Source organism: Methylocystis sp. IM3 (assembly GCF_038070105.1).
In the GTDB taxonomy this organism is placed as follows: domain Bacteria; phylum Pseudomonadota; class Alphaproteobacteria; order Rhizobiales; family Beijerinckiaceae; genus Methylocystis.
Window position 1 is genome coordinate 2,466,921 of sequence record NZ_JBBPBZ010000002.1, and the last position, 12,476, is coordinate 2,479,396.

The window sequence follows — 12,476 nt, forward strand, 5'->3', positions numbered from 1 at the left end:
AGTGGATGTCCTGCCGTGTCTGCTCAACAGGATCAGAAGGCGCAGCAGTCAGACATGAACCGCCCGGCCATAGGCGTCGAGCACGCTCTCGTGCATCGTCTCGGAGAGCGTCGGGTGGGGGAAGATGGTTTTCATCAGCTCCTCCTCCGTCGTCTCCAGATTCATGGCGATCACGAAACCCTGAACGAGCTCCGTCGCCTCGGCGCCGACGAGATGCGCGCCAAGCAGGCGCCCCGTCTTCCTGTCGAAGATCGTCTTGACCAGCCCCTCCGGCTCGCCGAGGGCAATTGCCTTGCCATTGGCGAGATAGGGAAAACGCCCCACCCTGATCTCGAAGCCTTCCGCCTTCGCCCGCTCCTCCGTCAGCCCCACCGACGCCACCTGCGGATGGCAATAGGTGCAGCCGGGGACAAGCGTCTTGTCGAGCGGATGCGCTGGCAGGCCGGCGATCGCCTCGACGCAGGAGACGCCCTCATGCTCCGCCTTGTGGGCGAGCATCGGTCCGCCAGCGACATCGCCAATGGCGTAAATGCCCGGCGCACTCGTCCGGCCGAGCCCGTCCGTCTTGATGACGCCCTTCTCCAGCGCGACGCCGAGCGCCTCGAGGCCCAGATTTTCCACATTGGCCACGACGCCCGCCGCCGACAGCACACGCTCGACCTCGAGCGTATCGGCGGCGCCGTCCGCGCCTTTCAGCCTCGCAACGACGCTGTCCGCCTTTTTTTCCAGCCCCGCGACCGTTGTCGCCGTGCGGATGACAATGCCTTGCTTCTCGAAGCTCTTACGCGCAAAGGCGGCTATCTCGGCGTCCTCGGCGGGCAGGATGTGCGGCAGCGCCTCGACGAGGGTGACCTCGACGCCGAATGTGCGGAAAAATGATGCAAATTCGACGCCGATCGCGCCGGCGCCGACGACGAGCAGGGACTTGGGGAAGCGCTCCGGCTTCAGCGCCTCGAAATAGGTCCAGACCAACCGCCCGTCGGGCTCGAGGCCTGGCAGAACGCGCGGCCGCGCGCCGGTCGCGATAATGATGTGACTGGCCCGATAGTCGCCCTCCCCCAGGATGGTCTTCGGGGCGGGAAGCTGCGGCGTCACGGGAGGCTTGGTCGGCGCGCCGATTTTGACCTCGCCTTTGCCGGAGAGCCGCGCCTCGCCCCAGATCACATCGACCTTGTTCTTTTTCAGCAGAAAGCCGACCCCGGCGTTGAGACGAGCCGCCGCCTCGCGCGAGCGCGCTACAATGCGCGACGCATCGTACCCCGCTCTCGCGCCCGTCACGCCGAACTGTGCGGCTTCATTTGCGAGCCTGTAAATTTCCGCGGACCGCAGGAGCGCCTTTGTCGGGATGCAGCCCCAGTTGAGGCAGATGCCGCCAAGATGTTCGCGCTCGGCCACCGCGGTTTTCAGGCCGAGCTGCGCGGCCCGAATCGCGGCCACATATCCGCCGGGTCCGCCGCCGATGACCATCACGTCATATTGGCTCATCGATGCCCGCCTCCTCCTGCGCCGCCATGTTCGACAGTGTTAGCCGCGCGCGGTCCTCGCGTCGAGACGGCGCGGCAGGCCCGCTGGGGAGGAGAAAAGGCGCGGAGGCGCCTGCGTCGGTTGGTCTCCGCAATGCGTGTGAAGACAGTTATGTCCGGCGCAGGCGCGAGGGCTGCGAAGAAATGCACATATCCTAATACCGGCGTGGAGCGGTCGGCCGCCGCACCGGAATCGGAACCGGCCTCAAAACCGGGGCGGGTCCGGGGAGAGCGCGCACGGCGTCGAGCACCTTGCCGAGCGCAGCGGCGACAATGCCGCTCTTCTGTTTGCCTTTCATGAGCGTTACTCCTGTCTACCTCCTCTGACAGGTGCAACAATCGAGCCGCTTCTTTTGATCCGCGAAAAATTGGAATAAATCAAAAAAGCGCCCGCCGGAGACCGGTGGACGCCTTTCAAAAACCAGTCTTTTCAGACGGTTACGCAGCAGCCGGCAAAGCCGCCTTCGCCTGAGCCACGATCGCCGCGAAGGCCTCGGGCTGCTCGATGGCGAGCTGGGACAAAACCTTGCGGTCGACGCCGACCCCCGCCTTGGCGAGGCCGTCGATGAAGCGCGAATAGGTCAGGCCATGTTCGCGCACGGCGGCGTTCAGGCGCTGAATCCACAATGCGCGGAAGGTGCGCTTCTTGGCCTTGCGGTCGCGCGTGGCGTATTGCATCGACCGATCGACCGCAGCCTTGGCGGTGCGAATCGTATTCTTGCGGCGGCCATAGAAGCCCTTGGCGGCCTTCAGCGTTTTCTTGTGCTTGGCGTGGGACGTGACGCCCCGTTTCACGCGAGCCATGACGAAACTCCTGGGAAGAATTCTGCGTTAAAGGGACGGTCAGCCGTTCGGCAGGAAGTATTTCTTGACGTTGTCGCCATCCGTCTTGAACAGAACATTCGTCCCGCGCAGATTCCTGATCTGCTTGTTGGTGCGCTTGATCATGCCATGGCGCTTGCCCTGATGGGCATAGACCACCTTACCCGTCCCGGTGATCTTGAAGCGCTTCTTGGCGCCGGATTTCGTCTTCAGCTTGGGCATTTTGCTCTCCTGGGCCACTGGCCCCGTTGTTTCTGGCGCGCCGAGCCCGTCCTGGACCTTGTTGGCGCGTTTCGCGCGAGCGAAAAGAACCGCCACGGCAGCCCATCTACTTGCCGGGCGGTTCAGGAGTGCCGCATATAGAGTGAAAGCCGAAGGAATTGCAAGAGGCGGTGGACATACGCCGTTCACGAGCCATATTCAACGCTGTCCGGCAGCCTTGAGCTGGGCAAAAAGGGGCACGACCGAGGGCTTTTGCATGAATGTTCACGCGCCATTGCATGATTCCGTCACGGACGAATGTCCGGTCAACTCCCACAATGAATGGGACCCGCTCGAGGAGATCATCGTCGGCCGGCTCGAAGGCTCCACGATCCCCTCCGATCATCCCGTCGTGACCTGCAATATCCCCGGCATGGCGGCGCGCGCGCAGGCGCTGGCGGCCGGATTCCGCTTCCCGAAATTCATGATCGAGCCGGCGCAAGAGGAGCTCGACAATTTCATCGAGGTTCTCGAATCGCTGGGCGTGACGGTCACCCGGCCCGAGCCCTTCAATCACAAGGCCAAGTTTTCCACGCCCGATTGGTCGTCGCGGGGCTTTTGCAATTCCTGCCCGCGCGATTCGATGCTCGTGATCGGCCAGGAGATTCTCGAAACGCCCATGGCCTGGCCCTGCCGCTATTTCGAAACCCATTCCTATCGACCGGTTCTCAAGGACTATTTCCGCCGCGGCGCGCGCTGGACCTCGGCTCCCAAGCCGCAGCTCACGGACGAGCTTTTCGACCCCAATTTCAAATTGCCAGAAAAAGGCGAGCCCATCCGTTACATCCTTACGGAATTCGAGCCGGTCTTCGACGCCGCCGACTTCTTTCGCTGCGGGCGGGACATTTTCGTCACGCGCTCCAACGTGACGAACGCCATGGGGATCGACTGGCTTCGGCGCCATCTGGGCGAAGGCTATCGCATCCATGAGATCAAGAGCCGTTGCCCCAACCCAATGCATATCGATACGACCATCCTGCCGCTCGGACCCGGCAAGATCCTGATCAACCCCGAATACATCAATCCCGACGAGCTTCCCGACATTCTCAAGAAATGGGACATTCTCGTCGCGCCCGAGCCCGACCCCATCGAGGATCGCATCCTCAAGATCACGTCCATGTGCGGCAAATGGCTGAGCATGAACATTCTGATGATCGACGAGAAGCGCATGATCGTCGATCCGCATCACGCCAACATGATGCGGCAGGTCGAGAAGTGGGGCTTCGAGCCGATCCCCGTGCCCTTCCTGCATTACGCCGCCTTCGGCGGCGCCTTCCATTGCGCGACGCTCGACGTTCGCCGCCGGGGAACTCTCGAAAGCTATTTCTAGTTCACGCCGCTCAAGCGGAGGCCGACCATACCGATGATGATCAAGGCGATCGACGCCAGACGCATCGGCGTGGCCGGCTCGTTGAAAAGATAGACGCCCACGACGGTCACGGCGGCGACGCTGCCGCCGGTCCAGACGGCATAGGCCGTGCCGGCGGGAATATATTTCACCGCGACGCCCAGACAGCCCACGCTGGCGATCATGAAGAACAGCATGATGACGGTCGGCCATACCCGCGTGAAGCCTTCGGCATATTTCATGCCGACGAGCCAGCCGACCTCGCACAGGCTGCCAATGAGAAGAATGACCCAGGCCATTTTGAAAATCCCGATGATGTCGCTCTAAGGCCTTGTTCGTGTTCCTGCGCCCGCCGTCAAGGCTCGCCGGCGTCGGACGCAGACGCAGCGTTTGATTTCGCGCCTGAGGGAACCGAAATAGAACCCAGGAGGAATTGTCCGACATGAGAAAAATCATTGGCGTTTATCCACCGCCGGAAACGATGCGCTGGGTTGGGGATGGCTTCCCCGTGCGCCAGCTGTTCTCGCATGCGGAACATGGCGAGCGCGTCAGCCCTTTCCTTCTCCTGGATTACGCCGGGCCTATGGATTTCCCGCCCTCGGATCACCGCAGAGGCGTCGGCCAGCACCCGCACCGCGGTTTCGAAACCGTGACCATCGTCTTCGACGGAGAGCTGGCGCATCGCGATTCCACCGGCGCTGGCGGCCTCATCGGTCCAGGCGATGTGCAGTGGATGACGGCGGGCTCTGGCGTCCTCCACGAGGAATATCACTCGGAGGTTTTTTCGCGTCAGGGCGGGCGCCTGGAAATCGCGCAGCTGTGGGTCAATCTGCCGGCCCGGTTGAAAATGGTCGCGCCCCGCTACCAGACTCTTCTCGACGCAGATATCCCCCGCATCGATTTGCGCAACGACAGCGGGCTGCTGCGCGTGATCGCCGGAGAGTTTGAAGGCGCCAGAGGACCGGCGCAAACGTCGACGCCAATCAATATCTGGGACGTACGACTCGATGAGGGAAAGACAGCCGCCTTCTCCCTGCCAGAAGGACACAATCTCGTCCTCGCCGTCTTCGATGGTCCGGTCGTCATCAACGGCGAAGGCCACGCGCGCTCGGGCGAGACGGTCGTCTTCGAACGCTACGGAGGCGATATCATCCTTTCGGCGCAGGCGGATTGCAAGGCGCTCCTGCTCAGCGGCGAGCCGATCGACGAAGCTGTTGAGCAGCAAGGCCCCTTTGTGATGAATACGAAGGAAGAACTTCGGCAGGCGGTCGAGGATTATCGTTCGGGCGAGTTCGGAACGATAAAGCCAACCGGTGCATGACCGACGGCATGCGCGTCGCAGCCGTGCAGGCGCCGAACGAGCGGCAACGACTCGATCGTCGCCGACAAGACGGCGAGTTCCACAGGCTTTCTGAGAAAGGCGTCGATTCCCGCGTCGCTCGCTTCGCGCAAATCTCCTTCTCCACCGCTCGCTGTGAGCATGATAACCGGCGTCCGGCGCGCGCCGGCTCGGAACTCGCCGTCCCGAATGCGGCGCACGGCCTCTCGGCCGTCCATCTCGGGCATGAACAGATCCATGACGATCAAATCGTAAGCCGCGCCGCATTCCCTCGCGCGGCCGGCCATGTCGAGAGCTTGCGCGCCATTATGGGCGCGCGCGACTCGCGCGCCGAGCTTGCCGAACCAACGCATCAGGATCAGCGCGTTGATGTCATTATCCTCCGCGACCAGGACGTCGATATCCTCCAGAGCAGGAACAGGCCTGGCGGCGAATGAGGACGCATGGGCGTCGAGAGGCGCGCGCGCCAGCAACGCCACGAGCGAGGCGCTGCGGACGGGCTTCACCAGCCAGCCGTCAAAATCGCGCAGGGCCGTTTCGCCGAAAGCACGCCGCTCCAGCGGCGAGAAAAGGAGAAACAGCCGTCCTGCTTGCGCGGACCTTGCCCGGCTTGCCAGATTTGCGACCGGTTCCGCGCCGAGCGCGCAGTCGAGGATGACGGTGTCGAAAGCTTCTTCATCTGATAGGCGCGCCGGCGCATCCCTGGCCGGCGCAACGACGACCGAGGCCCCCGCCGCCTCGAGGGTCTGAGCGAGATAGGGCGCCTCCATCACACTCTCCCCCACGATCATCACGCGCCGCCCATCGAGGGGGCGCGACGCCGGCCTCTGAACATGGGAGAGCGTCGCCGGCAAGGCGAGAGAGAAGGTCGATCCCTCGGCGGAAGTCTGCGCAAGGACAAGCGCGCCGCCCATGAGCCGCACCAGCCGCCGCGAGATGGCGAGCCCGAGGCCCGTTCCCCCCTGCCGGCGCGTCGCCGAGGCGTCAACCTGCGTGAAATCCTCGAAGATGGCTTCCCGCGCTTGCTCCGGCACACCGGCGCCCGTATCGCGCACGTCGATGCGAAGGGTTTCTCCCTCGCGCCAGAGCCGCAGGCCGACGCCGCCGCGCTCGGTGAAATTCACTGCGTTGCCCACCAGATTGATCAGAACTTGCCTCAGCCTCGCCGCGTCGCCCAGGATCTCGCGCGGGCAATCGGGCGCCACGAAACATGCGATTTCGAGCCCCTTCGCCTGCGCGCGCGGCGCGAGCAATTCGATGACGCTCTCGACCAAAGCCGCGGGAGCAAAGCTCTCGCAGCGCAATTCCAGCTTGTCGGCCTCGATTTTCGAAAAATCGAGGATGTCGTCGATGAGCTGGCCCAGGGCGCGGCATGAGTCGCAGATCGCCGCAATATAGCTCGATTGCTCCGGGTCCAGCCGGGTCGTCCCCAAGAGCTGCGCAAGCCCCATGACGCCGTTGAGCGGCGTGCGAATTTCATGGCTCACGACAGCGAGAAAGCGTGACCTGGCCCGAGTCGCCGCTTCCGTCTTTTCGCGGGCCGCGGCCGTGGCGCGCATTTCAGCGACATCCCGCCGGAGAGCCGCGACCTGCTTCTGCGCGCGAGAGAGGATGAGCAATGCGACCGCCAGCGCGGCTCCCAGGGACAGGAGGGGGACGGCGTCCATCGTGGTCACGCTGCGATGCGTCCCGCCGAGAGGCCGGCGCGATAGGCGAGCGCCTCGGCGAGGTGGGGGCGCGACACCTCCTTGGCGCCGTCGAGATCGGCGATTGTGCGCGCCAGTTTCAGAACTCGATGGAAGCCGCGCGCACTGAGCGCGAAACGCTCGGAGGCTTCTCGAATGAGCGCCGTGCCTGGCGCGTCGAGCATGGCGGCGCGCTCAATGACCGCCGCCGGCGCGGCCGCGTTGGCCGTGACGCCCGAAAGGCCCAGCGCCTCATAGCGGTCGCGCTGGATTGCGCGCGCGTCGGCGACACGGCCGGCCACCTCGCGCGATCCCTCGGCGGGAGGAGGAAGAACAAGGTCGGCGGCGGTAACGGCCGGCACTTCGATCTGAAGATCGAAGCGGTCGAGGAGCGGACCGGAGAGGCGCGCCTGATACTGCGCGACGCAGCGTTCGTTCGGCTGTCGGCGGCAGGCGTGGCCGGGATCGCGCGCATGACCGCATCGGCAGGGATTCATCGCCGCGACGAGCTGGAAGCGGGCGGGATAGACGGCCCGATGATTGACGCGCGAGATGGCCACTTCCCCTGTCTCGAGCGGCTGGCGCAAGCTGTCGAGAACTTGCGGCTGGAACTCGGGCAATTCGTCGAGGAACAGAACGCCGTGATGCGCGAGCGAAATTTCGCCGGGCCGGGCGTGGGTCCCGCCGCCGACGAGCGCCGCCATGGACGCCGAATGGTGCGGCGCGCGGAACGGCCGACGGTCCGTCAGTTCGCCGCCCGCGATCTGCCCCGCAACCGAATGGATCATGGAGACTTCCAGCAGCTCGCGGGGCGTGAGTGGCGGCAGGATCGAGGGAAGCCGCGCCGCCAGCATGGATTTGCCCGCCCCCGGCGGGCCGCTCATCAAGAGATTATGTCCGCCAGCAGCCGCAATCTCCAAAGCGCGCTTGGCGCTCTCCTGGCCCTTGATGTCGACGAGGTCGGGCATTTCGACGGCTCGGGCTCGAATGGCGGGCTCCGGGCGCGCCAGGGCTTGGGCGCCCTTGATGTGGTTGACGAGTTGGATGAGCGAGCGCGGGGCGAGGACGTCCATGTCTCGCGAGGCCCAGGCCGCCTCCGGACCACATTCTTTCGGACAGATAAGTCCCTGCCCCCGCGCATTCGCCGCCACGGCGGCAGGCAACACGCCCGCGACGGGGGTGAGCGCGCCGTCGAGCGCAAGCTCGCCGAGAACGACGAAGCCTTCCAGCGAATCAGAGGGAATCGCGCCGATCGCAGCCATGACGCCGAGCGCAATGGGCAGATCGTAGTGACTGCCCTCCTTAGGCATGTCCGCAGGCGCCAGATTGACGGTGATGCGCTTGGCGGGCAGCGCCAGGCCCGACGCGATGAGCGCGGCCCTCACGCGCTCGCGCGACTCGGCGACCGCCTTGTCGCCGAGTCCCACGACATTGAAAACGACCGTGCCTGGAGAAATCTGAACCTGCACGTCGACGGGCCGCGCCTCGACGCCCTCGAAAGCGACCGTCGCCACCCTGACCGCCATCCCGCGACGCTCCCAAAATCAAACCTGTAACTTGACAATAACGGGCCTCGCCCGCTCTCGCAAGAACAATATGCGAACATGAAAGACCCGACGCCAAACGGTTGCCGCGAAGACAAAATTAGATAGGCTCGCGAGATTGGCGCGGCTCGGCCCGCCGAGCCCGAGGAGGAGGCCCGATGAGGAAGATTTGCCTGAGCGCGGCGGCGCTCACTTTTGCAGCGGGCCTGACGGGCGCGGTTCCTGCAGGGGCCGCCCAATGCGGCAACGGGCCGGGCGGCTTCGAGAACTGGAAGCAGAATTTCGCGGAAGAGGCGCAGGAGCGCGTGGGTCAGGCCGGCATCGCCGCGCTGATGAACACGCATTACAATGCGGCCACCATTTCCGCCGATCGGGGTCAGAAAAGTTTCCGCCTATCGCTCGACCAGTTCATGGCGAAGCGCGGCGCGTCAATCATTGTCGCGCGGGGCCGGCAGCTCAAACGCTCGCAGGCGGCGCTCTTCGCCTCCATTCAGCAGCGTTACGGCGTGCCGCCTGGACCGCTCATCGCCATTTGGGGCATGGAGACCGGCTTCGGCGCGGTGCACGGGAATCAGCACGCGCTCTCGGCAGTCGCCACTCTCGCCTATGATTGCCGCCGTTCCGACTATTTTACAGACCAGCTCTACGCCGCGCTCAAGTTGATCGACAACGGAACGCTCTCGCCCAGCGCGAGAGGCTCCATGCACGGTGAAATCGGCCAGACGCAGTTCCTGCCGAAAAACATTCTGAATTATGGCGGGGGCGGCAATCTCGACAATGCGGCGGCCGCGCTGATGGCGACGGCGAATTTCCTGCACGCCCATGGCTGGCGCGCTGGCGCCGGGTATCAACCGGGCGAACCCAATTTTGGCGCGATTCAGGCTTGGAACGCGGCTTCTGTCTATCAGCGCGCCATCGCCATTATCGGGCGCCAGATCGACGGCGGCGATGAGTAAAAGATAAAGAGGCGGCCGCGCCGGCCGCCTCCAAATTCATGGGGACGCGGAGAGAGCGCCCGCCTACTCCGCCGCAGTTTTGTAATTGTCCGAGTCGTCGTGATCGTCGTCGCGCTTGTCCGCGGCCGGTTCATTTTTCGCCTCGCCCGACGATCCTTGCCCCTCCGGCGCGCCACCCGCCGCATCCGTTTCCTCCGGCAGGTCGAAAGTCCGTTCCGGCGGCCTAAAGGCTGCGGCAGCGGTAGAAATCTGCGGGGGCGGATTGCGGCGACGATGGATGAGATAGATTGCGAAGGCCGCGACGACGCCGAGGCCGAGCGTCAGATAGACCGGCAGGTCACGCATGAAGGTGCGGTCGACAGAGAAGGGGAAGCGCGACACCCAGCGCTCGCCATGATCGCCGGTGACAGTCACGATTCCGACGAAATAGCCGCCCTCGTTGAAGGTGTGCTCGAAATTCACGGTGCCGGTCGGATAGACCTTGGGCGGCTGGTAGGCCACCGTCACCGCGTCGAGATTATCGTTCTCCCTATCCTCGCCGCCGACATCCTTGATGATTCGCAGCTCGATCTTCATGTCGCGAAGCTCGTCCTGCTCCGCGTCGAGCACCATGATCATGGGGCCGGTCGAGGGGATGTCCTCGCAGAACTCGTTCTTCGACGCTTCCGGCAGATAGCCGGTGAAGTGCATGATATCCGGGCCGATGAACAGACGGCAACGCCCCTCGGCGGCCCCGAGCCTCCCATGCGCCTGCGCGGGAGCGGCCGAGAAGCCTGCCGCGGCGGCGAGCGCCGCGGCGATTGCCAGGCGCGCAAACGGCCTCATGTAGATGTGAAACGAACTGGAAGCGTCGCCACTCATGTTCTCCTCCTGGCCTTCGTGTGACAAAGACACGCGACTCTCAGGATTAAAGGTTCACGCGCCGCGCAATTCCCCGCCCTGGCGAGACCGGGCGACGCCATTTCCTCGATGTTAGCGTATTCCACCCGTACAGCAAGGGTGCGACAATCGGTCGTCTATGCGGCTTTGCAACATGCCGCGCAGTCGGGATCTCGGGCCCTGACCTCGGCCCATGGGACGGCGCGCGCCATATGACCCGGCCGGGCCGCAGAGCGTCTCGGGAGCAAGCGAGCGGCCCTTCGCACGTGCGAACTCAGCGATATGACGCGGCCTTTCGAAACGCGGCGCAAATTCGCCCGAGGGCCGGCCACTCCAGCCGTTAAGCAAGGCGCCACCTTAACAAGAGTTCATCCGCACCCGCCTTGCCACCCAATTCGGGCCAAGCCATATTGCTGGAAGCCATAATGGTTGAGGCCACGGGCGAGGGCGAAAATCCGCACGCCCGTTGGGCCTCGGAGATCGAGAGGATCGCTATGTCTCACTACGACCGCAACTCGAGCTTCGGCTACGGCCGCGGGGTCGCCCGGTCGACCACGGCCGAGATCGACGAGGGCCTGCGGGCTTATATGCTCGGCGTCTATAATTACATGACGCTTGGCCTCGCCGTGACGGGCCTCGTCGCCCTCGGCACGTTCATGCTGGCGAACCCGCAGTTCGTCGGCGGCAAGCTGGTGGCGCTGTCGCCCTTCGGCCAGATGCTCTTCACGACGCCGCTGCGCTGGGTCGTGATTCTGTCGCCGCTCGCCTTCGTCTTCATCATGGGCGCGCGCGCCAACGTCATGTCGGCCGCCACGGCGAGGAACCTGTTTCTGGCCTTTTCCGCGGTCATGGGCCTGTCCATGTCCTCGCTGCTGCTGGTCTTCACCGGCGCATCCGTCGCCCGCGTGTTCTTCATCACGGCGGCGGCCTTCGGCGGTTTGAGCATCTACGGCTACATGACGAAGCGCGATCTGTCGGCCTTCGGCTCCTTCCTGGTGATGGGCGTCTGGGGTCTCGTCATCGCGGGACTGGTCAATCTGTTCCTCCAGTCGAGCGGCCTTCAGTTTGCCCTTTCGATCCTGTCCGTTCTGATCTTCTCGGGCCTCACCGCCTGGGATACGCAGAACATCAAGGACATGTATTACGAGGGCGACGGCTACGAGGTGGCCCAGAAGAAGAGCGTCTTCGGCGCGTTGTCGCTCTACCTCGACTTCATCAACATGTTCCAGTCGCTGCTGTTCCTCTTCGGCCAGCGCAACGACTGACGGAGTGACGTCAGACGAAACCGAAAGCCCCGCCCAAGCGCGGGGCTTTTTTATTGGCTATTCCGCGCCGACCAGTCGCAGGCCGCGGTCGAGCGCGCGCAACACGCGGGATAGATCGTGTCCCCGGCGCATCACCAGGCCGGAGGCCGCGATGACGGCATAGGCTCCCTGCTTGCGGGCAAGCTCTGGATTTTTCTCGATCCGGTAGAGCGGCGCCTCGCTCGAACGGCGGAAAATGGAAAAGACGGCTTTGGCGGGGGTGAAGTCCAGCGCGTAGTCCCGCCACTCGCCGGCCGCGACCTTCGCGCCGTAAAGATTGAAGAGCAGGTTCAACTCGCGTCGGTCGAAACACACCTGGGCGGGCGCCCGAGCCGATGGTCCCGATTGATCGCCCCGCCCCGCGTGGCCGGACCCAGCCACGACAACCAAGGCTGGGCGAGAACGGCTCGGCTCCGTCGTCTCCGACTCCGCCATGCGAACTTCTCCCGCTGTCTTCTGTCATGTTTGCGCGATGACGACCTCAGGGCAAGCCCTCTTGTCGCAACACTGTCGCAAGGGCGACAAACCATCATCTTAAGCTTATCCGTAAAAAAGAAATTTCACAATTCCGCCTGCATTGAGCCCCTTGCATGTCAAACCACTTGGACAATATCTCCTCTCATTGCCGCGACAGGCTTGGACGCGCTTTTCCGGTTTTCGTCAGCCCCCCAGCCCCCCGGGATCGTGCGGCCGCAAGTCATCAAACGTCGTGGCGATGGACGGGTCGGCCGGGAGCAATCCCGCGCCGACCCTGTCTTTTCGGGCCGACGCCTTGTATTTCCGCCCCGAATGACGAATTTGAAATTGCGCGGCCC

13 protein-coding genes are annotated in these 12,476 nt (G+C 64.1%); 4 read left to right on the forward strand and 9 right to left on the reverse strand.

Annotation, left to right across the window (positions count from 1 at the left end):
• Positions 1 to 48: 48 nt before the first annotated feature.
• From lpdA to rpmI, 4 genes are all read right to left on the reverse strand, one after another.
• Positions 49 to 1,485 carry a dihydrolipoyl dehydrogenase gene (gene lpdA / locus WOC76_RS14030; protein ID WP_341431459.1) on the reverse strand — a complete coding sequence of 479 codons (1,437 nt, stop codon included), beginning with the start codon at positions 1,483 to 1,485 and terminating at the stop codon, positions 49 to 51.
• A 193-nt stretch (positions 1,486 to 1,678) separates the two neighbouring features.
• Complete coding sequence (locus WOC76_RS14035) at positions 1,679 to 1,822, reverse strand: hypothetical protein (RefSeq protein ID WP_341106052.1); 144 nt, start codon at positions 1,820 to 1,822, stop codon at positions 1,679 to 1,681.
• A gap of 139 nt (positions 1,823 to 1,961) precedes the next feature.
• Positions 1,962 to 2,327 (reverse strand): 50S ribosomal protein L20, encoded by a 366-nt coding sequence (gene rplT / locus WOC76_RS14040; RefSeq protein WP_341106050.1) that lies wholly within the window; start codon positions 2,325 to 2,327, stop codon positions 1,962 to 1,964.
• 39 nt (positions 2,328 to 2,366) lie between these two features.
• Positions 2,367 to 2,567 (reverse strand): 50S ribosomal protein L35, encoded by a 201-nt coding sequence (rpmI, locus tag WOC76_RS14045; protein ID WP_341106048.1) that lies wholly within the window; start codon positions 2,565 to 2,567, stop codon positions 2,367 to 2,369.
• A 256-nt stretch (positions 2,568 to 2,823) separates the two neighbouring features.
• Here rpmI and WOC76_RS14050 point away from each other — a divergent pair, with 256 nt between their 5' ends.
• Positions 2,824 to 3,936 carry an amidinotransferase gene (locus WOC76_RS14050; protein ID WP_341106046.1) on the forward strand — a complete coding sequence of 371 codons (1,113 nt, stop codon included), beginning with the start codon at positions 2,824 to 2,826 and terminating at the stop codon, positions 3,934 to 3,936.
• Here WOC76_RS14050 and WOC76_RS14055 read toward each other — a convergent pair.
• Positions 3,933 to 4,253: a DMT family transporter gene (locus WOC76_RS14055; RefSeq protein WP_341106044.1), complete on the reverse strand. Its 321-nt coding sequence runs from the start codon at positions 4,251 to 4,253 to the stop codon at positions 3,933 to 3,935. The two genes, WOC76_RS14050 and WOC76_RS14055, sit on opposite strands and share 4 nt — an antisense overlap.
• Before the next feature lie 143 nt (positions 4,254 to 4,396).
• On the opposite strand from WOC76_RS14055, the gene WOC76_RS14060 reads away from it, so the two are divergent.
• Entirely contained in the window at positions 4,397 to 5,275 is an 879-nt protein-coding gene (locus tag WOC76_RS14060) for a pirin family protein (RefSeq protein ID WP_341106042.1), read from the forward strand.
• On the opposite strand, the gene WOC76_RS14065 is transcribed toward WOC76_RS14060, so the two are convergent.
• Positions 5,230 to 6,960 carry an ATP-binding protein gene (locus WOC76_RS14065; RefSeq protein ID WP_341431556.1) on the reverse strand — a complete coding sequence of 577 codons (1,731 nt, stop codon included), beginning with the start codon at positions 6,958 to 6,960 and terminating at the stop codon, positions 5,230 to 5,232. The genes WOC76_RS14060 and WOC76_RS14065 overlap by 46 nt on opposite strands.
• Positions 6,961 to 6,965: 5 nt before the next feature.
• Positions 6,966 to 8,504: a YifB family Mg chelatase-like AAA ATPase gene (locus WOC76_RS14070; protein WP_341106041.1), complete on the reverse strand. Its 1,539-nt coding sequence runs from the start codon at positions 8,502 to 8,504 to the stop codon at positions 6,966 to 6,968.
• Positions 8,505 to 8,680: 176 nt separating this feature from the next.
• Here WOC76_RS14070 and WOC76_RS14075 point away from each other — a divergent pair, with 176 nt between their 5' ends.
• Positions 8,681 to 9,478 (forward strand): lytic murein transglycosylase, encoded by a 798-nt coding sequence (locus WOC76_RS14075; RefSeq protein WP_341106039.1) that lies wholly within the window; start codon positions 8,681 to 8,683, stop codon positions 9,476 to 9,478.
• 63 nt (positions 9,479 to 9,541) lie between these two features.
• Here WOC76_RS14075 and WOC76_RS14080 read toward each other — a convergent pair whose 3' ends face one another.
• Positions 9,542 to 10,339 (reverse strand): hypothetical protein, encoded by a 798-nt coding sequence (locus WOC76_RS14080; RefSeq protein ID WP_341388736.1) that lies wholly within the window; start codon positions 10,337 to 10,339, stop codon positions 9,542 to 9,544.
• 512 nt (positions 10,340 to 10,851) lie between these two features.
• Between WOC76_RS14080 and WOC76_RS14085 the strand changes: the two genes are divergently transcribed.
• Positions 10,852 to 11,622 carry a Bax inhibitor-1/YccA family protein gene (locus WOC76_RS14085; protein ID WP_341108768.1) on the forward strand — a complete coding sequence of 257 codons (771 nt, stop codon included), beginning with the start codon at positions 10,852 to 10,854 and terminating at the stop codon, positions 11,620 to 11,622.
• 57 nt (positions 11,623 to 11,679) lie between these two features.
• On the opposite strand, the gene WOC76_RS14090 is transcribed toward WOC76_RS14085, so the two are convergent.
• Complete coding sequence (locus WOC76_RS14090) at positions 11,680 to 12,096, reverse strand: DUF2794 domain-containing protein (RefSeq protein ID WP_341106032.1); 417 nt, start codon at positions 12,094 to 12,096, stop codon at positions 11,680 to 11,682.
• Between the last annotated feature and the right edge of the window lie 380 nt (positions 12,097 to 12,476).